This window comes from Mesorhizobium sp. WSM4814, assembly GCF_055811595.1.
Genome location: NZ_JBVVQT010000014.1, coordinates 1 through 24398 on the forward strand (window position 1 = coordinate 1; position 24398 = coordinate 24398).

The following is a 24398-nucleotide window of genomic DNA, read 5'->3' on the forward strand; positions in this document are numbered from 1 at the left end:
GGCTGGTTGGGCCGGGGCTGGTTGGGCGGGCGCGGTGTCCTGCGCCATCGCTGGCGACAGCGACAGCGCCGACAGCCCGAATGCCAGGCCAAGGCTGGCGAGCGACGCGCGGCGGAACAATAAGGACATACAATTAACTCCAATGGGGGATAGCTAGGGCGGGATGGCTTCCAGACCAGCCGGATTGTGGCGGAATTTGGCACGGTCGACAGGGCCAGCGCGCCGTTGACATCGATTGAACCCCCTCTTATCTGTCCAACGACTTTGCGTCCAGAACCGTTTTCCGGGCGCTTTTTGCGTTTGTCCGCGTTTCACGTGGATTTGATGGGGCCGGCCGGCACCCGTCGCAACGACTTGGAATGCTATCGAAAGGACCATTGAATGGTCAGTTTTGGCGGTCTCGCCCGTAAGGTTTTCGGCTCCTCCAACGATCGCCGGGTCAAGTCGACCCGACCGCGCGTCGAAGCGATCAACGCCATGGAAAACGAGATGCGGGCGCTCTCCGACGCCGAACTGACGGCCCGCACGGAAAAATTCCGCCAGGACGTCGCCAACGGCGCCAGTCTCGACGATCTCTTGGTGCCGGCCTTCGCCACCGTGCGCGAGGCGGCGCGCCGCGTGCTCGGCATGCGCCCGTTCGACGTGCAGCTGATCGGCGGCATGGTGCTGCATAATGGCGGCATCGCCGAGATGCGCACCGGCGAGGGCAAGACGCTGGTCGCCACCCTGCCCGTCTATCTCAACGCGCTCGCCGGCAAAGGCGTCCATGTCGTCACCGTCAACGACTATCTTGCCACACGCGACTCCGAATGGATGGGCCGCGTCTACAAATTCCTCGGCCTTACCGTCGGCGTCATCGTCCATGGCCTGTCCGACGAGGAACGCCACGCCGCCTATGCCGCCGACGTCACCTACGCCACCAACAACGAGCTCGGCTTCGACTATCTGCGCGACAACATGAAATACGAGCGCGCCCAGATGGTGCAGCGCGGCCACAGCTACGCGATCGTCGACGAGGTCGATTCCATCCTCGTCGACGAGGCGCGCACGCCGCTGATCATTTCCGGTCCGCTCGAGGACCGCTCGGAAATGTACAATACCATCGACGCCTTCATGCTGAAGCTCGAGCCGGCCGACTATGAGATCGACGAGAAGCAGAAGACCTCGATCTTTACCGAGGATGGCACCGAGAAGCTGGAAAACCTTTTGCGCGACGCCGGCCTGCTCAAGGGTGAGTCGCTCTACGACGTCGAGAACGTCGCCATCGTCCACCACGTCAACAATGCGCTCAAGGCGCACCAGCTGTTCCAGAAGGACAAGGACTACATCGTGCGCAACGGCGAGATCGTCATCATCGACGAATTCACCGGCCGCATGATGCCGGGCCGCCGCTATTCGGAAGGCCTGCACCAGGCGCTCGAGGCCAAGGAGCATGTGGCGATCCAGCCGGAGAACCAGACGCTCGCCTCCGTCACCTTCCAGAACTATTTCCGCCTCTACAAGAAGCTCGCCGGCATGACCGGCACGGCGCTGACCGAGGCCGAGGAATTCGCCAACATCTACAATCTCGACGTCACCGAGATCCCGACCAATCTGCCGGTCATCCGTATTGACGAGGACGACGAGGTCTACCGGACCGTCGAGGAGAAGTACAAGGCGATCGTCAGGGAGATCAAGGAAGCCCGCGAAAAAGGCCAGCCTACCTTGGTCGGCACCACCTCGATCGAGAAATCCGAGCTGCTGGCCGCACGCCTGCGCAAGGAAGGTTTTGCCGATTTCGAGGTGCTGAACGCCCGCCACCATGAGCGTGAGGCGGCGATCGTCGCCCAGGCGGGTAAACCCGGCGCCATTACCATTGCCACCAACATGGCCGGCCGCGGCACCGACATCCAGCTCGGCGGCAATGCCGACATGCGCATCGCCGAGGAGCTTGGCGACATGCCGGCCGGCCCCGAGCGCGACGCCAGGGAAAAGGCAATCCGCGACGACGTCGCCCGGCTGAAGGAGAAGGCGCTCGCCGCCGGCGGCCTCTACGTGCTCGCCACCGAACGCCATGAATCGCGCCGCATCGACAACCAGTTGCGCGGCCGCTCAGGCCGCCAGGGCGATCCCGGGCGCTCAAAATTCTTCCTGTCGCTGCAGGACGATCTGATGCGCATCTTCGGCTCCGAGCGCATGGACGGCATGCTGCAGAAGCTCGGCCTCAAGGAAGACGAGGCGATCATCCACCCCTGGATCAACAAGGCGCTGGAAAAGGCGCAGAAGAAGGTCGAGGCGCGCAACTTCGACATCCGCAAGAACCTGCTGAAATATGACGACGTCTCGAACGACCAGCGCAAGGTGGTGTTCGAGCAGCGCCTCGAGCTGATGGACGGTGAAGGCCTGTCCGAGACCATCGCCGAAATGCGCGAGGGCGTCATCGAGGAGGTCGTCGCCAAGGCTATTCCCGAAAACGCCTATGCCGAGCAGTGGAACGTCGCCGGCCTCAAGGCCGAGGTCGCCGAATTCCTCAATCTCGACCTGCCCATCGAGGACTGGGTCAAGGAAGAGGGCATTGCCGAGGACGACATCCGCGAGCGCATCAGCCAGGCCGCCGAGACCGCTGCCAAGGAGCGTGCAGAGCGCTTCGGCCCCGACGTGATGGCCTATGTCGAGCGCTCCGTGGTGCTGCAGACGCTCGACCATCTGTGGCGCGAGCACATCGTCAACCTCGACCACCTGCGCTCGGTCGTCGGCTTCCGCGGCTACGCCCAGCGCGATCCGCTGCAGGAATACAAGGGCGAGGCGTTCGAGCTGTTCCAGGCGATGCTGGGCAATCTGCGCCAGGCCGTCACGGCGCAATTGATGCGCGTCGAGCTGGTCCGCCAGGCCGCCGAAGCGCCGCCGCCCGAGGCGCCCGACATGTTCGGCAGTCATCTCGACGGCACCACCGGCGAGGACGATTTTGATGGCGGCGAGACCGGCCTTCTGATTCGCCAGGAGACCCACGCCACCGTCGCCCCCGAGAACCGCGACCCGCAAAACCCCGCCACCTGGGGCAAGGTCGGCCGCAACGAGGCCTGCCCGTGCGGGTCAGGGAAAAAGTACAAGCATTGCCACGGGGCGTTCGCGTAAGCACCCACTTCCCTTCTCCCCGTTCACGGGGGTGAGAAGTGGTCCGCGAAGCGGACGGAAAGCCAATTGCTTGGCTTTCCGAACGACGAACGCCCGTAGCGACAGCGAAGGGCCTGGGTGCCCGAAGGGCGGATGAGGGGCGACGCCAACGCCCACGATTAGCCAATCTCCCCACCCGTGGGGGGATGGCCGGCTGGCGAGAGGGGGGCGCTGTCCCGTCGACACCGGAAATGGGCCTTCAGCTCTTATTTCTTTCCATCAGCTGGCCTGTCGTTTCGTCGTGTTCTGCCGCGAACGGTGACCCACCCAACCGTTTCTTAATGTGTTTTGACTACACCCAGACCCGAAAAGAAGCCGAAAACGGAGTGTGATCAAGGTGCGCTTTTCCGCGGCGACGACAGCCGGGCGGCTCCTGCCGCAGCGCCTTGCGCTGCGCGCAAAGCCGCTGCTTGGCCGCATCGATGCCGTGCTGTTCACCGCCGACGAGCGCGGCGAAGCCAGCCGCATGTCGCTGATCGCCTTTTCCATCCGCATCGTCAGCGCCGTCATCGCTTTCGTCAGCCAGGTGCTGATGGCGCGCTGGATGGGCTCGTTCGAGTATGGCATTTTTGTCCTTGTCTGGGTGACGATGGTCATCGTCGGCAATCTCGCCTGCCTCGGCTTCCACACCTCGATCATCCGCTTCATTCCCGAATATCGCGAGCGCAACATGCTGGCCGAACTGCGCGGGATCGTGCTGACCAGCCGCCTGTTCGTGCTGGTCGCCTCGACGGCGATCGCCGGGCTGGGCGCGCTCGGCGTCTGGCTGCTCTCGCCCTTTATCGAGAACTACTATGTCGTGCCATTCATTCTCGGCCTCATCTGCATGCCGATGATCGCCATGTCCGACCTGTTGCAGGGGCTGGCGCGGGCCAACTCGTGGGCGCTGTTTGCGCTGGCGCCGACCTATCTGGTGCGGCCGGTGCTGATCCTGGCGCTGATGGTGCTGATGCTTCTGGTCGGCTTTGCGCCCGATGCCAGGACGGCGATTTTCGCATCGATCGCCGCTGCCTATGCCACCACGCTCGGCCAGCTCATCGGCATCACTGCGCGCATCGGCAAAACAATCCCGGCCGGGCCGATGAAGCTGCATTTCGCGCAATGGTTCCTCGTGTCGCTGCCGATCTTCCTGGTCGAAGGCTTCTTCTTCCTGCTCACCAATGCCGACGTGCTGATGGTCGGCGCCTATATGAATCCCAACGACGTCGCCGTCTATTTCGCCACGGTCAAGACGCTGGCGCTGGTGCATTTCGTCTATTTCGCGGTCAAGGCGGGCGTTGCCCAGCGCTACGCGCAATTCACCCATGGCGAGCCGGAAAAGCTCGCCGCCTTCGCCCGCGAAACCGTGTCGTGGACCTTCTGGCCATCGCTGTTGATGGCGCTGCTGGTGCTGGTGCTGGGTGAGCCGATGCTGAGCTTGTTCGGGCCTGAATTCGTTGCCGGCTATCCCCTGTTGTTCCTGCTGGTCTTCGGCGTCGTCGCCCGCGCCGCCGTCGGCCCCTGCGAAAGCCTGCTCACCATGAGCGGCAACCAGAATATCTGCGCCGCCGTCTACGCCATGACGCTGGCCTTCAACATCGGCCTCAATCTGGTGCTGATCCCGCTTTTCGGCCTGTGGGGCGCGGCGATGGCCACCGCCTTCGCGATGATCTTCGAAGCCGGCGCGCTGTCCTTCACGGTCTGGCGCAGGCTCGGCATCGTCATGGTCATTTTCGTAGCCGCCAAAGGAGCCGCGTGATGGCTGCCATCCCGTTGCTCGAGGAAACCAGCGGCGGCCCGGCCGGCGCCCTGGTGTCGGGCCTCGCCGGGCTCGCCCGCGAAGCCGATCCCGCCCATATCGAATTGTTGGCCAACGGCCGGCCCCAGCGCAAACTGGCAATTTACGCCGCCTCCGCCGGCTTCGACCTAGTCGAGGAACTCGACTATCTCTGCGCCCGCACCATCGAGCCCAACGTGTTCTTCAACCCGCGCTTCCTGGCACCCGCCATGCCGCGACTGGAAGACCGCGAGGTGCGGCTGGCGGTCATCCGCGACGGCGACGAATACCGCAACCGGCTGCGCTTGCTGGTGCCGTTCTCGGTGGAGCGGCCGGCGACGCCGCTCGGCGTGCGGGTGATGCGCACATGGTCGAGCCCGTTTGGGCCGATCGGCACGCCGCTGGTCGACCGTGACGATCCCGTCGGCGTCATCGAGGATTTCTTCGCGATGCTGTCGCGGCCGCATCTCAAGCTGCCAAAAGTCTTCGTGCTGCCCGACATCCGGCTCGACGGCCCGGTGGCCAGCCTGCTGGCCACCGTCGCCGAGACGCGTGGCCTGACGCTGGTCACCACCGGCAAGGCCGAACGCCCGATGCTCGAAAGCGAGATCGACGGCGATGAGTATCTGAAGGCCTCGCTGCGCTCGCACCATTATCGCGAGTTCCGCCGCCTAAAACGCCGCCTCGCCGACCTGGGCAGGCTGGAGCATCAGGTGGCGCGCGGACCGGAAAACATCCGCCACGCCATCGAGCGTTTTTTGACGCTCGAGGCCGCCGGCTGGAAAGGCCGCGAGCGCACCGCCATGGCCATCGACCGCTACCGCGCCGCCTTTGCCCGCGAGGCCGTGCACCGGCTGGCCGAACGCGACCTGTGCCGCATCCATTCACTGACGCTCGATGACCGCACCATCGCTTGCCTGGTCGTCTTCGTCGAGGCCGGCGTCGCCTACACCTGGAAGACGGCCTATGACGAGACGCTCGCCGCCTATTCGCCGGGCACGCTGCTGATGATCGAGGTGACCAGGCAGCATCTCGACGATCCCAACATCATGATGACCGATTCCTGCGCCGTGCCCGACCATCCGGTGATGAGCCGGCTATGGACGGAGCGCCGGCCGATCGGCACGCTGGTCCTCGGCCTGACGCCGGACGCCGACCGCCTCGCCCGCCAGGCGGCGTCGCAGATCCACCTCTACCGCGAAACCCGCAACATGGCGCGCCTGCTGCGCAACCGGGTGAAGAGCTTGCTGGGACGGCGGTAGGGCAAAGTGCGGCTCTCCTTCTCCCCTTGTTGTGGGAGAAAGTGGCCTCGCGAAGCGAGGTCGGATGAGGGGGTGCTCCAGTGGCACCCAAAAGCGCTCCGTCCAGTAACCGTCTTGGCGCTGCGCGCCAATCCACCGCCCGGGGCGAGTCACCGGCCTCGCCCGCCCTTCGGGCCCGACATGGGGAGAAGGCAGAGAGGGGCAGCGACGGCTGGTGGTCGCGGCGCATCATCCAGGACCATCGCCTGGTCTACCGCGCCACCGCGTCGCTTCGCTCCTTGCTCCGGCCTGGGAATGACGAAGGCGCAGGGGCTTACGCTAATCACCAGCGCTGGAAATTGGCAGCTGCAGACCGGACGGCAGCGACCGTCCACAGTCCCTTTCAGACTCGGTCGAAGAACTGTGTCGAAGGCCTAGGTCATCAGGTTTAATTCTCCCAACCAGCGGAAAGGATTAGCATCGGCGACAATCTCGGCCGCGCAACCAGCATCATTGCCGCCTCGGTCCTGCACGGCCAGAACAAAAATCTGGGAGGAATGCATGACGAAAACAATTCACTTCAGGCGTCGCAGTATTCTCGCTTTGACCGGCCTCATCGGCGCCTGCCTGACTGCGGCCGCGGGTCAGGCCGCCGAGCCCGGCAAGGTCGAGATCGATGCCCTGAAACAATCGCTTTCGAAGTACGAAGACTACAAGGCCGCCATTCGCGACCTATACCTGTCGACGGTCGGATGCGTTTATTACAGCGGCGAAAAAGTGGCTGGAGCCATGGATTACCCGAAGGGCGCGATGGGCATTCATTTCGTCAACGTCGCGAGCGTCAGCCCGACACCAGATCCGACGCGCCCCAATGTCCTTATCTATGAGCCGGTCGACGGCGGCTTGCGCCTGGTGGCAGTGGAATGGCTTGTTCCGCTGACGCCCGACACCAAGGAGCCGCCGAAACTGTTTGGACAGACGTTCCAGGGGCCGATGGAGGGGCATTATCCGCTTATTCCGGTGGAGTTCTACCATTACGATCTTCACGTCTGGCTGTTCAAAGACAACCCACTTGGAATGTTCAGCCCGACGAACCCCGACGTGAAATGCGACAATTACGCATTTCCGATGCCGGAGCAGCCGACCAAGATGGTGCCGGGGCCGATGTAATGGCGACTTAGTCTACGCAATGGCCCGGCCTCAATTGGGGTTATCCCAGGTGCGCCTGGGATAACCCTCCCACCGAGCTTTCAAAGTGTCTCGGGTAGAAAATGGTGCCCCTAGCCGGGATCGAACCAGCACTCCTTGCGGAACTCGATTTTGAGTCGAGCGCGTCTACCAATTCCGCCATAGGGGCTCAGGCCGGGCGGCCTGGATGGGCGCGGACTATACGGTTGGAGGCCTGTTCGTCAACTGGCCAATTCGGGGTGGCCAATTCCGGGCATGTGGCCTTCGCTCGGCCGCGGCCTTTCGATTTCGTGAAGCTACGGCCATTGTGCGGCGCGAAAAATCTTTCTAGACAGGCAGCGCATTGAAGCGCGTCGCGTCTGGAGAGATTCATCTGGCGCGCTTTTGGTCTTGGTTTTTATGCATTGTTGTCCCAAAGGCGCTGCGCATTTTGGGCGACGTGCATCAGGAGTGCCGATGCTTCGCGGACTTTACGACTGGACCTTGTCGCTGGCGGCGAAGAAATCCGCCGAATGGTGGCTGGCCTTCATCGCTTTCGTCGAAAGCTCGGTATTTCTCGTGCCGGCCGACGTGCTCTATCTGCCGATGGCGCTGTCACGGCCGGATCGCGCCTATCGCTACGCGCTGGTCGCCACGCTGGCCTCCGTTCTGGGTGGCATAGCCGGCTGGTACATCGGCCACTACGCCTATGACTCGGTGGCGCGGCCGATCCTTGAATTCTACGGCAAGTATGACGACTTCGAGACACTGCGCGTCTCGGCGGGCACCGGATTCATCGTCCTGATGCTGATCACCTCCGGCCTCGCCCATCTGCCGCCGATCAAGGTGGTGACGATCCTGTCCGGCGTCATCGGCACGCCTTTGCTGCTGTTCATCGTGCTGGCGATCGTGGCGCGCGGCGCCCGCTTCCTGTTCCTCGCCTGGCTGCTGCGCCGCTACGGCGAGCCGATCCGTGAGTTCATCGAAAAGCGCCTCGGCATGATCGCCGGCGCCGGCGCCGCTGCCCTGATTTCGCTCTATATCGTCGTCAAATACGCGTTTTAGAGCATGATCCCGAACCGAAGGTCAGCGTAGCAAAAAGTGGGCGCCGGCTTTCGGAAAAGATCATGCTCAACAACAAGGCGAACGGCAGATCGATGACAGCGACCGTGAATGCCGACCCTGGACGCCAGCGCATGCGGACGGCGTTGTTCCTCGCCGCCACCATGGCCGCCACCGTCGGCTCGGCGCTGGCCTTCCAGCATCTCGGCGGCTACATCCCCTGCAAGCTCTGCCTGGAGCAACGCACCCCCTATTACATCGGCGTGCCGCTGATGCTGCTGGCGGCGGCTGCGTCGACATTGCGCGCCCCCGCGTGGCTGACACGCGGCCTGCTGGCCGTCGGCGGCCTGCTGATGGTCTACGGCGTCTATCTCGGCGTCTATCACTCCGGTGTCGAATGGGCGTGGTGGCCGGGGCCGACCGACTGTGCAGCGGCTGCCGGTCCGGTCGATACCGGCGGCAAGGGCGTGCTCGATGCGCTCGACCAATTCGTCCCGCCCTCCTGCGACAAGGCGGCCGTGCGCATCCTTGGCCTGTCGCTGGCCGGCTGGAACGCCATCGCCAGTTTTGTCCTGGCCGTCATCGCCTTCCGCGGCGCCTTTGCCCGCGACTGAGCAAACAGGTTCGGGCTGCCTCAGACCTGCTCGACACTAAGGATGTGCATCGGTCCGTGCACTCCCAGATATGCGGCCAGACAGTCCCAGAATTCGTCGAGCAGGGCCATGCCGTCGGCGTCGAAGTCATTTCGTGCGATTAGTAGAAGTTTCCCATTGGCGTAAGTGCAGCTAGGCCGCTCGTGCCAAGTCCGATGGATGCGAAACTCTTGCTCTATGTCGATGGCAGCTTGCGGACCTGAACCCGGCGCCACGTCAAGGCACTCGATCGTGATCTTGTACATGCGGCGGCCAAGCAGCCTCAATGTTTGACGCCGACCCTACGGCTCCAACTCGACATCCCAGTAGAGATAATCCATCCAGCTTTCATGCAGATGGTTGGGCGGGAACAAGCGGCCATTGTTGTGCAGGTCGTGCACCGTCGGCTGAAAAGGTTTCTGCAGCGGCCACATCTTGGCGTGCGCCGGCATCATGCCGCCCTTTCTCAGATTGCAGGGCGAGCAGGCGGCGACGACATTCTCCCACGTCGTCGCGCCGCCGCGATGGCGGGGAACGACATGGTCGAAGGTCAGGTCCTCCGGCGTGCCGCAATACTGGCACTGGAAACGGTCGCGCAGGAAGACGTTGAAGCGGGTGAAGGCCGGATGCCGCGATGGCTTCACATAAGCTTTCAGGCTGACGACGCTCGGCAGCTTCATCGAGAAGGTCGGCGACGACACCGCGTGCTCGTATTCGGCGACGATGTTGACCCGCTCGAGGAACACCGCCTTGATGGCGTCCTGCCACGACCAGAGCGACAGGGGGTAATAGCTGAGCGGACGGTAATCCGCGTTCAGCACCAGTGCTGGAAGCCCATCCGGAGATACGGCAACCGTCACGTCATTGACCTCCTTGGTTCAGCGCATGACCCCGAAATCGGTTCGATTTTCGGAAGGGATCATGCGCAGCTTCAAAAAGTCCTACAGCGTCCTTTGCGCATCCAACTGGATGCGCGGCGCTGTAGCCTGTCGGCGCGGATACTGTAAGCCTGACATGACAGGGATGTGAAGCGGCTTGTCGATCAATCGCAGCGCTAAAAATGCATGATTTTCATGCTTTTTTACGGATTCAGCCAGGCGGCGCGGCGTCCCTGCCCCGGGTTTCACGATAATACGCCCAAAAAAGCCGTGATGCGACACCGCGCCACGGGCTCCATGATTCGGCGAGCTTGATCAGCGTTTTCTCGGGCGGGCGCGGGTCGATGCCGAGCGCGTGGCCGACCGCGCTCTGCAGGGCAACGTCGCGTGCCGGGAAGACGTCGGGGTGGCCGGCGGCGAACAGAAGATAGACTTCCGCCGTCCACGGACCGATGCCTGACACCTTGGTCATCGCCGCGATCGCCTCCGCGGCGTCGAGCAAACAGAGATGATCGAGGTCGAGCCCATCGACCACGGCCTGGGCGACGGCGATCAGCCCGCGCTGTTTCGGCCGCGACAGTCCGGCTTCGCGAAAGATGGCTTCGTCAGCGGCAAGGATGGCTTGCGGCGTCAGCGGATCGACGAGTTTTGTCAGCCGCCCGAAGATGGCGTCGGCGCTGGCGCGGGATACCTGCTGCGAGACGATGATCGAGGCAAGGCTTCTGAACCCCGGCTCGGACAGCCGAAGCGGCACCTCGCCGGCCATGCCGCGCACCTTTTCCAGGCGCGGGTCGAGCAGGCAGAGCGCGTCGAGCCCTTGCGAGACGTCGTCGAGCGTGGCGATGCGTTGCATGTCTGCTTGTTCCCGTCGCAAAGTGGCAGATGTAATCAGGCGCAAAGTAGCAACTGGCGAAAGCGCCGCACAACCCGATTGCCGCCGAACGATGACACTCCTGACATTCCGCTTCGCACCGAGCCCGAATGGCGAACTGCATCTCGGCCATGCCTATTCGGCGCTGCTCAATCAAAAGTTGGCCAGCGCAACCGGCGGGCGGCTGTTGCTGCGCATCGAGGACATCGATACGACGCGCTGCACACCGGAATTCGAGGCCGGTATTTTTCGCGACCTGGAATGGCTCGGGCTTGGCTGGGAACAACCGGTGCGCCGTCAGTCCGAGCATTTTTCGGACTATCAGGCGGTGCTCGATCGGCTGATCAGCGAGGAACTCGTCTACCCGGCCTTCATGAGCCGTGGCGAAATCCGCGCCTTCATTGCCGACCGCGAAAGGCGCGGCCGCGACTGGCCGCGCGACCCGGACGGGGTGCCGCTCTATCCCGCCGTCGACAAGGCGCTGACTATGAAGGAACGCCAGCAACGGATGGCCGAGAACGTGCCCTTCGCCTGGCGGCTCGACGTCGATGCTGCGGTGGCACGCGTCGGCACGGGTCTGTCATGGCTGGAATTTTCCGATGAAAGCCTTTCCGCGACACGCACGACAGAAGCCCGGCCGCAGGACTGGGGCGACGTGATCGTGGCGCGCCGTGAAATCCCGACAAGCTATCATCTCGCCGTCGTCGTCGACGACGCGCTGCAAGGCGTCAGCCATGTGGTGCGCGGCCAGGACCTCTATTCCGCCACCGGCGTGCAGCGCCTGCTCCAGGAACTCCTCGGCCTGCCGCAATCAGGCTACTTCCACCATCGTCTGGTCCTGGGCCCGGACGGACGAAAGCTGTCGAAGAGTTTTGCCGATACCGGCCTTGCCGCCTTGCGCGAGGCCGGCGCATCACCGGAAGACGTCCGGCGGCTGGTTGGGATTTAGTCCCAGACACGGTCGTTTTTGACAGGGCAGCGACCGGCAGCGAACGGCTCAAAATAAAAGCGCTCTGTAGCGATCCTTCGCGCCCCCCTCTGTCCTGCCGGACATCTCCCCCACTTGGGGGGAGATCGGACTTCATCACTGATTTCGCCAACCACCAACCGTGCAAAAAAGGACGCTGTCCGCGAAGCTGCCGATCTCCCCCCTTGTGGGGGAGATGTCCGGCAGGACAGAGGGGGGCGCTGTCCCTCCGCTATCAAAGGTTCTGCACCGCAGCAGCGTTTTTGATCCTCCCTGACCCAGAGCGCATCCTTCAGCTCGGATGAGCCTATGGATCAACCGTTTGGTTTTGCTAGCCGGGTTGAACCGCATTACAGCGGTCCCGTACAAAACCCCTCACCGAGCACGCGGCAGCCTTTCAAAAATGCACAGCATCAAGCGGTTCATCCCCGCCTCTTTCGTCGTCCTGTGGGCGACCGGCTTCATTGGCGCGCGTTATGCCATGCCGTGGGCCGAGCCTTTCACCTTCCTGGCCGCTCGTTTCGTGCTGGCCGCCGTGCTGTTGGCCGCCTTGATGGCAGCACTCGGCTCCAGGCGAGCGACGCGCAAGGAGGCGTTTCACGCGACCGGCGCCGGCATCCTGATGCATGGCGTCTATCTCGGCGGCGTGTTCTGGGCCATCCACAGGGGCATGCCGGCCGGGTTATCGGCCTTGATCGTCGGGCTGCAGCCGCTGATCACCGCGGTGATGGCCGGCCGGTTTCTCGGCGAGGCGATCCTGCCGCGCCATTGGGCCGGCCTCACTGTCGGACTTGCCGGCGTGGTCATCGTGCTTTGGCCGAAGCTCGGGACGCTTGGCGGCGGCGTGACGGCCGAGACGCTGGCCGCCTCGCTTGTCTCGGTGCTTGGCATGAGCGCCGGCACGATCTGGCAGAAGCGCTTCGCCTCCGGCGGCGATCTCGTGGCGGCCACCACTTGGCAATATGTCGGCGGTGCATCGGTGATGGCTTTGGCCTCGCTCGCTTTCGAGACGCGAACCGTCGTCATCAATGGCGAGTTGATCTTCGCCATGGCATGGCTGGTGCTGGTGCTGTCGATCGGCGCCATCTTCCTGTTGATGGTGATGATCCGCGACGGCGAGATGTCGAAAGTCGCTTCGCTGTTCTATCTGGTCCCGGCCGTCACCGCGGTCATCGCCTGGCTGTTGTTCGGCGAACAGTTGAACCTGGTCCAGATCGTCGGTATGGCGATCGCGACGTTCGGCGTCGGGCTGGCAACCGCTCAGCCAACCAAAGCATGATCCCAAAAAGTGGGTACCGGTTCGGAAAAGATCATGCTCAAAACAAGAATCAGCCAACGCGCGCGCGTGCCTCCAGATAGCGGCTGATCGCGGCATTGAGTTCACCGCCGAGAATGAAGATCGCCGAGACCATATAGAGGAAGACGACCGCGACCATGATCGAGGCAAGGCCGGCATAGGTCGTCACATAGGACGAGAAACGGTCGAGATAGGCGGCGAAGATGGTCGACCCGATTAGCCAGGCAATCAGCGTGAAGATGATGCCCGGTATGATCGAGACGAAGCGGCGCTTGCCCGCAGGCAGCCAGTAATGCACCGCGAACAGCCCGCCGACGATGACGACCGAGGCGATGATGTAACGCCACAGCGTGATCGTTCCCATATAGGGTTTTACCCATTCGAAATTGGCCTCGGCCAGCCGCGCCAGCAACGGCGCAAACACCAGAAGCACGCTGATCGCCAGAAAACCTGCCGTGGCGATCAGCACGAAGGCGATGCTCTGTACCCGGCGGTAGATGATGCCGCGCGTTTCGGAAACGCGGTAGGCGCGGTTGAGCGAGGTGCGCAGCGCCTCGATGCCGTTCGAGGCGAAGAAGGCGGCAAGCAGCACGCCATAGGTCAACAGGTCGGTGCGCTGCACGGTGAGCACGTTGAGCACCTCGCGCGCGATCGGCTCGGCGATCTGCTCGGGCCAGGTGTCGAAGACGATATGCACGGCGGTGTCAGCAAAAGCCTGTGCGCCGAGAAAGCTGGCCAGCGTCGTGGCGAAAATCAGAAAAGGGAACAGCGCCATCAGCGCCGTGATCGCCAGATGACTGGCCATCGCCCAGCCATCGTCTGCATCGAAATGGCCGAACGCGTCATAGAGCACGCGCTTGAGGGCTACGATCTTCCGCAACAAGAACCGCGTTCCCTTCGATTGTCTCGACGCCGCGAATATGGGAAGGGATTGCGGCAAATGGCAAGCCTAGGTCAAAGCACGCTTCCTCCTGGAGAAGAGTTGCGCACCATCATCGTCACCGGAACTTCTTCCGGGATAGGCGCCTATTGCACCCGGGCGCTGAAGGCGGAAGGCTGGCGGGTGTTCGCGACGGCACGCAAGCCGGAGGACATCGCCGCCCTCGAGGCCGACGGCATCGAGGCTTTCTATCTGGATTATTGCGAACCGGGATCCATCGAGACGCTGGTGGCGTCGGTGCTGGAGCGGACCGGCGGACGGCTCGATGCCCTGTTCAACAACGGCGCCTACGCCCAGCCCGGCGCCGTCGAGGACCTGCCGGTCGCGGCGCTCAGGGAGCAATTTGAGGCGAATGTCTTCGGCTGGCATGACCTCACCCGCCGTGTCGTGCCGGTGATGCGGCGCCAGGGCCATGGCCGTCTTGTCCACTGCTCCTCGATCCTCGGCCTGGCGCCGCTGCCCTTTCGCGGCGCCTATTCGGCGTCGAAGCACGCGATCGAAGGGCTGATGCTGTGCATGCATCAGGAACTCCAGGGCAGCGGCATCCATGTCTCGCTGATCGAGCCGGGGCCGGTGACATCGAAGATCGCCAGCAACGGCCTTGTGTGGTTTCTCAGGAATATCGACCGTGAGAATTCCGTGCACCGCCTCGCTTACGAGGCGCAGCTGCAACGGCTGCAGGCCGGCGGCAGCACGTCACGGCTGAAGCCCGGGCCGGCGGTGGTTCATGCGGCCTTGCGCCATGCGCTTCTGTCGCGGCGCCCGCGTCCGCATTATGTGGTAACGGTGCCGGCCAGGATCGGCGTCGTCCTCAAACGCATCCTGCCGGCATCAATGCTCTACCGCCTGCTTGCCAAACGCGCCTGAACGCAATCGACTGGAAAACACACTATGGCAACCGTCTTCAACATCCTCGCTGTTCTCGTCATGGTCGCCGTGGTCATCGTGCTGATCCGCGGCCTCGTCAACATGATGCGCGGCGGCTCCGGCATGACCTCCAACAAGCTGATGCAGACGCGCGTGCTGCTGCAGTTCGTGGCATTGGTGCTGATCATGCTGGCGGTGTATTTCACCCGCAAGTGACGAGGGTGGCGATTTCGGGAGGCAGAGCGTGGTCAAGCTCAACAAGATTTACACCCGTACCGGCGACGACGGCACCACCGGCCTCGGCACCGGTGAACGGCGGCTGAAATCCGATCTGCGCATCGACGCCTATGGCACGATCGACGAAGCCAATGCCTGCATCGGCATGGCCCGCATCCACACCGCGGCAACACACCCGGCGATCGACGCTATGCTCGGCCGCCTCCAGAACGACCTTTTCGACCTCGGCGCCGATCTGGCGGTGCCGGATGACGGCAAGCCGCTCGGCTATGAGCCGCTGCGCATCACCGCTGTGCAGACCGACCGTGTCGAAAAGGATATCGACCTGCTCAACAAGGATCTGCAGCCGCTCAAATCCTTCGTGCTCAACGGCGGCACGCCGGCGGCGGCGGCCCTTCACCTTGCCCGCACGGTGGCGCGGCGGGCCGAGCGCATCATGGTGGCTTTGACGCAAAACCCAGGCGAGCATCTCAACCGCGAGGCGATAAGATACATCAACCGCGTATCGGACTTTCTGTTCGTCGCCGCACGCGCGGTCAATGACAATGGAAACGCCGACGTGCTATGGATTCCCGGCAAGAACCGCTGAATCTGCCAAGGCGGGAGGGGGTCCGATGTTCATCCCGCTTTATGACACCAACCGGCTGCGCCACATCAAGCAGCAATATGTCACGATCGGCCTGATCGCGTTCAATACCCTCATCTACTTCGCCACCGCGCTTGGCGGCGAGCAGTTCACCAATGCCGCTGTTCTGGGCCTCGGCTTCATCCCGTCGGTCGTCCACGACAGCGCCGAACTGGCTCCGCAGTTTGTCGTGATCCCGGAGAGCCTGAGCTACGTCACCTATTCCTTCCTGCATGCCGATATTTTCCACCTCGGCGGCAACATGCTGTTCCTGTGGGTGTTCGGCGACAATGTCGAGGACGCGCTCGGTCATATCCGCTTTCTCGCCTTCTACCTGCTGTGCGCCATCGCCGGCGCCTTCTTCCAGGGCCTGATCGCGTGGGACTCGCAGGTTCCGCTGATCGGCGCCTCAGGCGCCATTGCCGGCGTGGTCGCCGCCTATCTGATCCTCTATCCCAGGGTAAAGGTATGGGTGCTGGCCTTCGCCCGCATTCCGCTGCGCATCCCGGCCTTCATCCCGCTCATCCTGTGGATCCTGTTCCAGATCGTGATGTTCGCCGCCGGTGGCGAGGATCAGATTTCCTGGGCCTGCCATGTCGGCGGCATCATCGCCGGGGCCGTGCTGGTGCTCATCTTGCGCAACCGCGCCGTACCGCTGCTTGCCGGTGCGGACGAAGAGGCAGTGGTGGTCGCTGGCCAAATGCCTGTTGCAGCAGAGCCGGCGCCAGGCGAGCCGCTGCCGGCGCAGCCGGCGCCGCGCTGGGGACGGGCAAGCGCCTCCAGTCCGGACTGACCCGATTTTCCGGACTGAACCGATTTGAGTGCGGCGCGGATGATTTGGGCGCGCCCCGGATATTGACGTGCGGGGTCGCCGCAACTACGGAAGCGTTCCCACACCAATGCATGTCGCGCAAAACTGTGCAGCGGTTTTGCGATAACGGCATGCATGGAACACACAACCTGAAGCGCGTCGCGTGAGGTCGGCCAAATGCGACGCGCTTTAGACGGTCGGAGACCAGAATTCCGTCCGGAATGTCGGCTTTCGACAACTCTGAAGAGGCGCACACTGCTATAGCGCGCCCGACTATCTTGAAAGAGGTGGCTATCGTGAAAGAGGTGACAGGCAAATGAAGATCCTTGTGCCCGTGAAGCGGGTTGTGGATGCGAATGTGAAGGTTCGTGTGAAGGCTGACGGTTCGGCGGTGGAACTCGCCAACGTCAAGATGGCGATGAACCCGTTCGACGAGATCGCGGTCGAAGAGGCGATCCGGCTGAAGGAGGCCGGCAAGGCGGAGGAGATCATCGTTGTCTCGATCGGGCCGCAGCAGGCGCAGGAGACCTTGCGCACCGCGCTCGCCATGGGCGCCGACCGCGCCATCCTGGTCAAGACCGACGAGCAGACCGAGCCGCTGGGTGTCGCCAAGGTGCTGAAGGGCGTGGTCGAGGCGGAAAAGCCCGGTCTCGTCATTCTCGGCAAGCAGGCGATCGACGACGATTCGAACCAGACCGGCCAGATGCTGGCCGCACTTCTGGGCTGGGCGCAAGGCACTTTTGCCTCCAAGGTCGTTATCGATGGCGACAAGGCCAAGGTGACGCGCGAGGTCGATGGCGGCCTGCAGACGGTGGCGCTGAAGATGCCGGCGATTGTCACCGCGGATCTTCGCCTCAACCAGCCGCGCTATGCCTCGCTGCCCAACATCATGAAGGCCAAGAAGAAGCCGCTCGACGAGAAATCTCCCGCCGATTACGGCGCCGACGTCAAGCCGCGGCTGAAGGTGATCAAGACCGAGGAGCCGGGCGGCCGCAAGGCGGGCGTCAAGGTCAAGAGCGTCGCCGAACTGGTCGACAAGCTTAAGAACGAAGCCGGCGTGCTGTAGGGCTGGGAAGGGACAAAAAGATGACAATTCTTCTGATTGCCGAACACGACAATGCGACGCTTTCCGACCAGACCGCCAAGGCGCTTTCGGCGGCACTGCAGATCGGCTCCGACGTGCATGTGCTGGTCGCCGGCAACGGCGCCAAACCGGCAGCGGACGCCGCCGCCAAGCTCAAGGGCGTGAGCAAGGTGCTGCTTGCCGAAGCCGACGAGCTCACCGAGCGTCTCGCCGAACCGCTGGCGGCGCTCGTCGTCGGCATGGCCGATGCCTATGACACGATCGTCGCGCCGGCGACCTCCTCGGGCAAGAATGTCGCGCCGCGCGTGGCAGCCCTGCTCGATGTCGCGCAGGTGTCGGAGATCATCGAGATTGTCTCGCCCGACACCTTCAAGCGGCCGATCTATGCCGGCAACGCCATCCAGACGGTGCAGTCGAGCGACGCCAGGAAGGTGATCACCGTGCGCACCGCCTCCTTCCAGGCTGCACCCGAGGACGGTTCAGCCCCGGTCGAGACGGTTCAGGCAGCAGTCAATCCCGGCCTGTCGAGCTTCGTCGAGAACAAGCTTTCCGAGACCGACCGTCCAGAGCTGACTTCGGCCAGGATCATCATCTCGGGCGGCCGCGCGCTGGGCTCCTCGGAGAAGTTCCAGGAAGTCATCCTGCCGATCGCCGACAAGCTCGGCGCCGCCGTCGGCGCCTCTCGTGCCGCAGTCGATGCCGGCTATGCGCCGAACGACTGGCAGGTCGGCCAGACCGGCAAGGTGGTCGCACCCGATCTCTACATCGCCGTCGGCATCTCCGGCGCCATCCAGCATCTTGCCGGCATGAAGGATTCGAAGGTCATCGTCGCCATCAACAAGGATGAGGAGGCGCCGATCTTCCAGGTCGCCGACTACGGCCTCGTCGGCGACCTTTTCGTCATTCTGCCGGAACTGCAAAAGGCGCTTTGACGCCTTCTGCCAAAGCGTATTAAATTGTGAAGGGCGGGGTAGACGAAGTCGCCCCGCCCTTTTAGTTTGCACCGCACAAAAAGCAGGCCGCAAAGGCCATTTGACGGGATCGGTGTAATGAACAAGATCGAGACGATCGGCATCATCGGGGCGGGCCAGATGGGCGGCGGCATCGCCCATGTGTCCGCGCTGGCGGGCTACAAGGTGCTGGTTTACGACATCTCGCCCGAGCGCATCGAAAAGGGCATCGCCACGATCAGCGGCAACATGGCCCGCCAGGTCGGCTCCGGCAAGCTCGAGGAAAAGCTGCGCAACGAGGCGATGGCGCGCATTTCGTCAGCACCGACCATGGCCGACCTTGCCGGTGCCGATCTGGTGATCGAGGCAGCGACCGAGGACGAGACGGTCAAGCGCAAGATCTACGCCCAGCTCTGCCCGCAGCTCAATCCGGAAGCCATCCTGGCGACGAACACCTCGTCGATCTCGATCACGCGTCTCGCCGCGCAGACCGACAGGCCGGAGCGTTTCATCGGCATCCATTTCATGAATCCGGTTCCAGTGATGAAGCTGGTCGAACTGGTGCGCGGCATTGCCACCGAGGACCAGACCTTCGAAGCGGCAAAGGCCTATGTGAACCATCTCGAGAAGACGATCACCGTCTCGGAGGATTTTCCAGCCTTCATCGTCAACCGCATCCTGCTGCCGATGATCAACGAGGCGATCTACACGCTCTATGAAGGAGTCGGCTCGGTCGACGCGATCGACACCGCCATGCGGCTCGGCGCCAACCATCCCATGGGACCGCTGCAGCTTGCCGATTTCATCGGCCTCGACACCTGCCTGTCGATCATGCAGGTGCTGCATGACGGCCTGTCGGATTCGAAATACCGGCCCTGCCCGTTGCTGGTGAAATATGTCGAGGCCGGCTGGCTCGGCCGCAAGACCGGGCGCGGCTTCTACGACTATCGCGGCGAGCATCCCGTTCCGACGCGCTGACCGGCGATACGAGCCAACGCGCGCGGTCGCGCTGAGTGAAGACCAGGTGGCTGTTCCGTCGACAGCTTCGTGGCCGCGGATCGATGGCCGGGCCGGGGCCGACAGGAGACGGTCAGCTCCTGGCTACGGATCTTCTAGTACGGACATTCAGGTCACGGTAGGCATCGTCGTGATCTGACGCGCAAAGTAGTCGTTTGCAAAGTGTGGCAAAAACAGCCGAGGAGACATCTTGGACTGCCAACTCCTCGCGTACGGCTGTCTGATGGGCGACAAACGCGGCAAGGTGTCGGAATTCCCGCCGATCGTTCGTCCTCTGGAAGCAAAGCGCATGAACCAGACACCTGACCATGAGAAAGATCGTCGCCATCACGCACCCCGACAGCGTCATGCAATCACCCGGAGCCTTCCGATGATCCCCACCATCACCGCCTTTGAAAGCTCGCCCGATCGCGGCCAGGGGCTGGCGCGCGACATGCGCGTTCTCTGGGCGCTCGAGGAAGTGGGCCAGCCTTACGAGGTTCGGCTTGTTTCGTTCAGGGAGATGAAGGAGCCCGCGCATCGTGCGCTGCATCCTTTCGGTCAGATTCCGACCTATGAGGAAGGTGATCTCGCTTTGTTCGAGTCCGGGTCGATCGTGTTCCATATCGCGGAGCACCATGCGGGCCTGCTGCCAGACGATGCGAATGCCCGGGCGCGGGCGATCACGTGGATGTTTGCCGCGGTCAGCACGGTGGAGCCGCCGATCGTCGAGCGCGAACAGGCCCCGTATGCGGAAGGCGACAAGCCCTGGTACAAGGACCGCCTGCCCATGATCGAGGATCGCGTCCGTGGCCGGCTGGATGAACTTTCCAGTCGGCTTGGCGATACCGACTGGCTCGATGGCGCGTTCAGCGCCGGGGGCCTGATGATGGTGATGGTGCTGCGCAGGTTGGAGGGAACAGGGATATTGGAGGAATATCCGAGTCTTTCCGCCTATGTCGCCCGCGGCCAGGCGTGGCCCGCCTACAAGCGTGCGTTCGCCGCCCAACTGGCGGTTTTCACAGCGGCATCGACCGGCTGAGGCGGCCGCCTCACTGTTCGCGCGGCCTACTCCTCGAAGCGACCCGTGGCGTCACGATCGCGGTCGTATCGTCTCTTGAGCGGAAACGGCGGCAGCCAAGACTCGCGACGGACGGTCCAGCTTTCGTAGGTCGGCATCAGTTGGTCAGGGGCGTCCAGGGAACCCAGGTTCACTTCGATTTCGTCGGCGCTGCGTCCGAAAACGGTCGAGCCGCAGCGGGGACAGAAAAACCGCCCGGCGTAGTCGCGTGTTTCGCCCTCGATCGTCACCGCATCCTGAGGGAATATCGCGGACGCGTGAAAAAGGGCGCCGTGATGCTTGCGGCAGTCGAGACAGTGACAAAGGCCGACCCGGTATGGAGTGCCCGACGCCACAATTCGCACGTTGCCGCACAGGCAACCGCCGGTGAACCGGTCCATGCCGCGTCTCCTCCAAAATCAAGCGGTTGGAAGGGCTACAACGAACGGCACGGTCATTGCAATTGCCCGCTGCGGGCGGAGACGCGTGGTTCTTCCTTAGCGGGCGATCGTGATCATCGCTTCCAGGCAGAGCCTGTCAAACGACACTCCTGCAACATCGGAGCGTTTGGGTGGTTCGCGCAGCACACAAGGCGCCGCACGATAAAAGGCCCGCACTTCTGGTTATGCCCGCAGCCGCTCGCGCCAAGAACCCGCGCTTCAGCTGCATAGTCCCCTTGGGAGACGGCGGACGATGAAGCTGGCCGGCCATGCCGACGGTCTGGCCAGCGGCCTTGCCATTTCGGCAGTCGGATTGTTGATGCGCTTGCTCCGCCGGTCCAGCTTCAACCTTTACTTTACATCCTTCCTAGATGGCGGCACTCTCCGATATGAGGCGCGATGTAGAGAAGCCGCCGTTTCAGAGGAGGAAATAATGGAGTTCAAATTAAAGGCCACCGGGACAACCAAATGGCTGAAAGTTAAAGATTGGAACGACAAGGCAAAGCTTCACGGCCCAAAGCTTTCCGTGGTCGACAGGCATGGCGACGGAGATGAAGTTACCTTTAGTGTAAACCCTACAACCGGAAGCAAACCGCAAAAGGGCTACATTCAGGTGGAGGTTGCTCGGAACGTGAGTGAGCACGGTAAGGAGGATCGCCCTAGCGAGCATTGGGGTAACCACGACGACGAAATGTCCCCGGAAATAGGGCAGTGCTACCCGATCAACGACGACCATCTTCCCGACCACTGAAAGAGCGTTCCGCTACGGCTACGGCGTTCCTCCACCATATTTGCTCAATCGATTGCCTCGATGAGCGAGTTGCATACTGTTTCCGTAGGTGTTTGGAGCCCGGTTACCCGGTAGATTTGCCTCAAGCACAAGCGTCTCGGCAAGATCAACGCTCGTGTTTAGCTCCATAAGGCCAAACTTGGCATCTATTCGCCACATCTTGTAACCTGAACCTTCTTCGTATCCACATCCCTTTACTTCTTTTTCTTCTGGTGCTTCGAATATCATAAGTTTAGGGCGATCAAAGCGATAGCATCCACCCTCAAAGGAATAACTGTAAATAGCAGCTATCGTGAGTATTTCCCTACCCATGACTTGACCGCTCTCATCGCGTACCTCTAGTCGGATACGCTTAGTCCCAAACGGAAGGCTGGCAAGGTCTCGATCCTCATTCAGCTTGACCCCGTATAGCACGATCTCATCAGGGATATACTCAGTCGAACCCGGTGCTGCAGGAATATCGTCTGACGTCATGGCGTTTCTCCCTCTGATTGGCCGTGGCGGCCTTAATCCATTATCCGGCACGCGCTTCTCCTCACAAGATCTCGCGCCAGGCGAAGTTGTCGATGACGCTGCCGGCAAAGCGACTGGCGCGGCCACTCTCGGCGGCAAGGATCATCGCCTCTGCCGCCGCGTGATAATCGAGGGTTTCCGGCTCAAGCTCTTCCCAAGAGCGAACCAGGATTTCGCCGACGAGATCGCGCGCCTCTTCCAGCGCCGATTTCAAGGCAAAGTGCCGGTTGTCGTTCGCGCCGAGCGAAGCCGAAAGCTGCTCTTCCAGTTCCTCTTCCGAAAGCTCGCTCCTGAGGTCGCGGAAGTCGCGCGGATCGAGATCGGAAAGTCCGCGCTCGAAAAGCAGCACCTGGTAGATCTCGACCAGGATGTCGAACAGCGCTCCTGCGAAGGGTCTGGAGAGATCGTGCACCTCGGCGCTGACGTCGCTCACCCGCAGCGAATGGCTGAACAGCCGCACCTGTTTCTCGTCGGAAAGCTCGGCGAAGCGGTCGAGTTCGTTGGCGATCAGGAGGTTGCCGCGCGTGCGCCGCAGAAGCAGGTCGAGCGCCGTATCGAAGTGCAGCAGGCCGATCAGTGCGATGAAGTCGGCAACGGCCTCGTGATACGCGAAATATTCGCGCGGCGGGTCGATCCGGGGCGCGCCCATCACACCGAAGATGATCAGGTGCCCGATCTCGTGCGCGAGGGCGTCGAAGTTGAGCGCAAAGGGTTGCGGCTCGCCGCGCGCCTCGTCCTCGCCCATCTCCAGAAAACCGTAGCCCGACTGCGCGTTGTCCCAGCGGAGCCGCGGCACGATCTCGAGGCGGTCGTAGGTCGGTCCGAAGAACCAGGGGATCTCGCGCCCGAGATAGCTCTCGCAGATGTCGAGCACGCGCCGGACGCACGCGTAGGCGTGCGCCGCCTCGAATTCCGGCGTGCCGATCGGAATGTTGTCGAAGTGACCGTCCGGGCCCGCCTCGGCAGGCGGCCTCAGGGCGCCGGCGTAGGGAGGCAGGTAGGGGAATTGGTAGGGCTGTTTATCGACCAGCGGAACGATCACGTACATCCGGCGGTCGGCCGGTCCGGGACCGATCCGGTTGGGCGGGGTGGAGATCCAAATCGTCTCCGGCCGCTCATAGCCTGGGATAAAAGGGGGTTGCGGGAAAACGAGAAAGCGGGTTCCAAGCCGCGAAACCGCGGTCCGCGCGCCAGACTGCCATTGCCCGGTAGCATCCATGCTGGCGCCCCCAACCTCCCCGTTACAGGGATGGCACGAAGTCTTTCTTAAGTCATTTTGCCGTTATCTGCAAGAATTGAAGTAATATCGTCATCCCACAGTCCTGCCGCGTCGAGGTCGTAGGCCCAAGCTTCCGTCAGTCGGAAGGGTGCGTTGTCTTGGCCTTTACCAACAAGGTGCGGGCAGCGCGCGAGTTTCGTCAACAGGCCGATAGCGTCTCCTCGCTTGCGGTCGAGCGCGCCCGACGGAAGCCATTGCGCCAGGCGGTCCAGAGCGGGTCCCGATTTGTGAGGCAGGGTGGATCGCGCATCGGCCAGCAGGCGGGGATAGCTGCGATCGACGAAGTGCGTGTCTCGCGCCAGGCCTTCCAGCACGTGCCTCTCCTCGGCGGTCACAATTCCGGCGCGCATCGCGCGGCGCAGGGTGAGGCGGATGTTGATGAGCGCCTCGCTCAGCGGCGCTGCGCCGAGTTCCGGAGGACACATCGCCACCGCAACCTCGTCGTCGTCCGCGAGCGGCGTCAGCGCGTACCACCGATAGATATATCCGTGGCCTCGCATGCCGACGGCCGCCAGCTCGGCCGCCCGGAGCGCACCCATGCTTGCGGCGCCGAATACGCGAATGCCTTTCGCAAGCGCCCAGAGGATCTCCTTGTGACGCACCGCCGGCACCTTTCCGAACGAGCCGTCGATAAGGACGATCGCTCGCGGCAGATATGTCCGAACCGCACGCACGACCGAGCCCTGCTCTGCGGGTGGCAGATAGGTGGCATCGAGAAACCCGGAAGCTTCAGTATGCGATAGCGTAGGTCCGAGGAAGACGACCACTTCGCCTGGCATCGC

General features: G+C 62.8%; 25 protein-coding genes and 1 tRNA gene. 17 read left to right on the top strand and 9 right to left on the bottom strand.

Features of this window, described 5'->3' with window-relative positions; genetic code table 11:
• Positions 1-381 precede the first annotated feature (381 nt).
• The 4 genes from secA to AC0L2V_RS20250 all read left to right on the top strand — a co-directional run bounded on the left by secA (position 382) and on the right by AC0L2V_RS20250 (position 7320).
• Positions 382-3114, top strand: coding sequence for a preprotein translocase subunit SecA (secA, locus tag AC0L2V_RS20235; protein ID WP_473520983.1), 2733 nt, complete (start codon positions 382-384; stop codon positions 3112-3114).
• Positions 3115-3490: 376 nt separating this feature from the next.
• Entirely contained in the window at positions 3491-4891 is a 1401-nt protein-coding gene (locus AC0L2V_RS20240; protein WP_473521084.1) for a lipopolysaccharide biosynthesis protein, read from the top strand.
• Positions 4891-6171 (top strand): GNAT family N-acetyltransferase, encoded by a 1281-nt coding sequence (locus tag AC0L2V_RS20245; protein ID WP_023797281.1) that lies wholly within the window; start codon positions 4891-4893, stop codon positions 6169-6171. Before AC0L2V_RS20240 ends, AC0L2V_RS20245 begins: the two co-directional genes overlap by 1 nt.
• 540 nt (positions 6172-6711) lie before the next feature.
• A complete protein-coding gene (locus AC0L2V_RS20250) occupies positions 6712-7320 on the top strand; it encodes a hypothetical protein (protein ID WP_027153358.1) in 609 nt (202 codons plus the stop codon).
• A 102-nt stretch (positions 7321-7422) separates the two neighbouring features.
• On the opposite strand, the gene AC0L2V_RS20255 is transcribed toward AC0L2V_RS20250, so the two are convergent.
• Positions 7423-7507, bottom strand: a tRNA-Leu gene (locus AC0L2V_RS20255).
• 287 nt (positions 7508-7794) lie between these two features.
• Here AC0L2V_RS20255 and AC0L2V_RS20260 point away from each other — a divergent pair.
• Together AC0L2V_RS20260 and AC0L2V_RS20265 are read left to right on the top strand one after the other, a co-directional pair.
• A complete protein-coding gene (locus AC0L2V_RS20260) occupies positions 7795-8382 on the top strand; it encodes a YqaA family protein (protein ID WP_091600122.1) in 588 nt (195 codons plus the stop codon).
• 92 nt (positions 8383-8474) lie between these two features.
• Positions 8475-8993 carry a disulfide bond formation protein B gene (locus AC0L2V_RS20265; RefSeq protein WP_473521085.1) on the top strand — a complete coding sequence of 173 codons (519 nt, stop codon included), beginning with the start codon at positions 8475-8477 and terminating at the stop codon, positions 8991-8993.
• A 20-nt stretch (positions 8994-9013) separates the two neighbouring features.
• Here AC0L2V_RS20265 and AC0L2V_RS20270 read toward each other — a convergent pair whose 3' ends face one another.
• From AC0L2V_RS20270 to AC0L2V_RS20280, 3 genes are all read right to left on the bottom strand, one after another.
• Positions 9014-9277 carry a hypothetical protein gene (locus AC0L2V_RS20270; RefSeq protein ID WP_473520984.1) on the bottom strand — a complete coding sequence of 88 codons (264 nt, stop codon included), beginning with the start codon at positions 9275-9277 and terminating at the stop codon, positions 9014-9016.
• A gap of 36 nt (positions 9278-9313) precedes the next feature.
• Positions 9314-9871: an HNH endonuclease gene (locus tag AC0L2V_RS20275; RefSeq protein WP_023797250.1), complete on the bottom strand. Its 558-nt coding sequence runs from the start codon at positions 9869-9871 to the stop codon at positions 9314-9316.
• 229 nt (positions 9872-10100) lie between these two features.
• A complete protein-coding gene (locus tag AC0L2V_RS20280; protein ID WP_023797249.1) occupies positions 10101-10742 on the bottom strand; it encodes a DNA-3-methyladenine glycosylase family protein in 642 nt (213 codons plus the stop codon).
• 91 nt (positions 10743-10833) lie between these two features.
• On the opposite strand from AC0L2V_RS20280, the gene gluQRS reads away from it, so the two are divergent.
• Together gluQRS and AC0L2V_RS20290 are read left to right on the top strand one after the other, a co-directional pair.
• A complete protein-coding gene (gene gluQRS, locus AC0L2V_RS20285; protein ID WP_473520985.1) occupies positions 10834-11709 on the top strand; it encodes a tRNA glutamyl-Q(34) synthetase GluQRS in 876 nt (291 codons plus the stop codon).
• A 421-nt stretch (positions 11710-12130) separates the two neighbouring features.
• A complete protein-coding gene (locus AC0L2V_RS20290; protein ID WP_473520986.1) occupies positions 12131-13006 on the top strand; it encodes a DMT family transporter in 876 nt (291 codons plus the stop codon).
• A gap of 49 nt (positions 13007-13055) precedes the next feature.
• Here AC0L2V_RS20290 and AC0L2V_RS20295 read toward each other — a convergent pair whose 3' ends face one another.
• On the bottom strand, positions 13056-13907 hold the full coding sequence (locus AC0L2V_RS20295) for a YihY/virulence factor BrkB family protein (protein ID WP_031254136.1): 852 nt from the start codon (positions 13905-13907) through the stop codon (positions 13056-13058).
• A gap of 57 nt (positions 13908-13964) precedes the next feature.
• Here AC0L2V_RS20295 and AC0L2V_RS20300 point away from each other — a divergent pair, with 57 nt between their 5' ends.
• The 8 genes from AC0L2V_RS20300 to AC0L2V_RS20335 all read left to right on the top strand — a co-directional run bounded on the left by AC0L2V_RS20300 (position 13965) and on the right by AC0L2V_RS20335 (position 20576).
• Positions 13965-14831, top strand: a complete 867-nt coding sequence (locus tag AC0L2V_RS20300; RefSeq protein WP_473520987.1) for an SDR family oxidoreductase — start codon at positions 13965-13967, stop codon at positions 14829-14831.
• Between the two features lie 24 nt (positions 14832-14855).
• Positions 14856-15047: a twin transmembrane helix small protein gene (locus AC0L2V_RS20305; protein ID WP_123149186.1), complete on the top strand. Its 192-nt coding sequence runs from the start codon at positions 14856-14858 to the stop codon at positions 15045-15047.
• Between the two features lie 28 nt (positions 15048-15075).
• Positions 15076-15657: a cob(I)yrinic acid a,c-diamide adenosyltransferase gene (locus AC0L2V_RS20310; protein ID WP_473520988.1), complete on the top strand. Its 582-nt coding sequence runs from the start codon at positions 15076-15078 to the stop codon at positions 15655-15657.
• A 25-nt stretch (positions 15658-15682) separates the two neighbouring features.
• Positions 15683-16486, top strand: a complete 804-nt coding sequence (locus tag AC0L2V_RS20315; protein WP_077372837.1) for a rhomboid family intramembrane serine protease — start codon at positions 15683-15685, stop codon at positions 16484-16486.
• 334 nt (positions 16487-16820) lie between these two features.
• Positions 16821-17570, top strand: coding sequence for an electron transfer flavoprotein subunit beta/FixA family protein (locus AC0L2V_RS20320; RefSeq protein WP_473520989.1), 750 nt, complete (start codon positions 16821-16823; stop codon positions 17568-17570).
• 20 nt (positions 17571-17590) lie between these two features.
• The gene (locus AC0L2V_RS20325; protein ID WP_473520990.1) at positions 17591-18520 is read left to right on the top strand and encodes an electron transfer flavoprotein subunit alpha/FixB family protein; all 930 of its coding nucleotides are present in this window, start codon (positions 17591-17593) and stop codon (positions 18518-18520) included.
• Positions 18521-18637: 117 nt separating this feature from the next.
• Positions 18638-19516 carry a 3-hydroxybutyryl-CoA dehydrogenase gene (locus tag AC0L2V_RS20330; protein WP_023797239.1) on the top strand — a complete coding sequence of 293 codons (879 nt, stop codon included), beginning with the start codon at positions 18638-18640 and terminating at the stop codon, positions 19514-19516.
• A gap of 409 nt (positions 19517-19925) precedes the next feature.
• Complete coding sequence (locus AC0L2V_RS20335; protein WP_473521086.1) at positions 19926-20576, top strand: glutathione S-transferase family protein; 651 nt, start codon at positions 19926-19928, stop codon at positions 20574-20576.
• A 26-nt stretch (positions 20577-20602) separates the two neighbouring features.
• Here AC0L2V_RS20335 and AC0L2V_RS20340 read toward each other — a convergent pair whose 3' ends face one another.
• On the bottom strand, positions 20603-20995 hold the full coding sequence (locus AC0L2V_RS20340) for a GFA family protein (RefSeq protein WP_473520991.1): 393 nt from the start codon (positions 20993-20995) through the stop codon (positions 20603-20605).
• Positions 20996-21287: 292 nt separating this feature from the next.
• On the opposite strand from AC0L2V_RS20340, the gene AC0L2V_RS20345 reads away from it, so the two are divergent.
• Entirely contained in the window at positions 21288-21785 is a 498-nt protein-coding gene (locus AC0L2V_RS20345; RefSeq protein ID WP_473520992.1) for a hypothetical protein, read from the top strand.
• Between the two features lie 18 nt (positions 21786-21803).
• On the opposite strand, the gene AC0L2V_RS20350 is transcribed toward AC0L2V_RS20345, so the two are convergent.
• From AC0L2V_RS20350 to AC0L2V_RS20360, 3 genes are all read right to left on the bottom strand, one after another.
• Positions 21804-22298, bottom strand: coding sequence for a hypothetical protein (locus AC0L2V_RS20350; RefSeq protein ID WP_473520993.1), 495 nt, complete (start codon positions 22296-22298; stop codon positions 21804-21806).
• A gap of 61 nt (positions 22299-22359) precedes the next feature.
• Complete coding sequence (locus AC0L2V_RS20355; RefSeq protein ID WP_473520994.1) at positions 22360-23556, bottom strand: hypothetical protein; 1197 nt, start codon at positions 23554-23556, stop codon at positions 22360-22362.
• 47 nt (positions 23557-23603) lie between these two features.
• The gene (locus AC0L2V_RS20360; RefSeq protein ID WP_473520995.1) at positions 23604-24395 is read right to left on the bottom strand and encodes a TfuA-like protein; all 792 of its coding nucleotides are present in this window, start codon (positions 24393-24395) and stop codon (positions 23604-23606) included.
• Between the last annotated feature and the right edge of the window lie 3 nt (positions 24396-24398).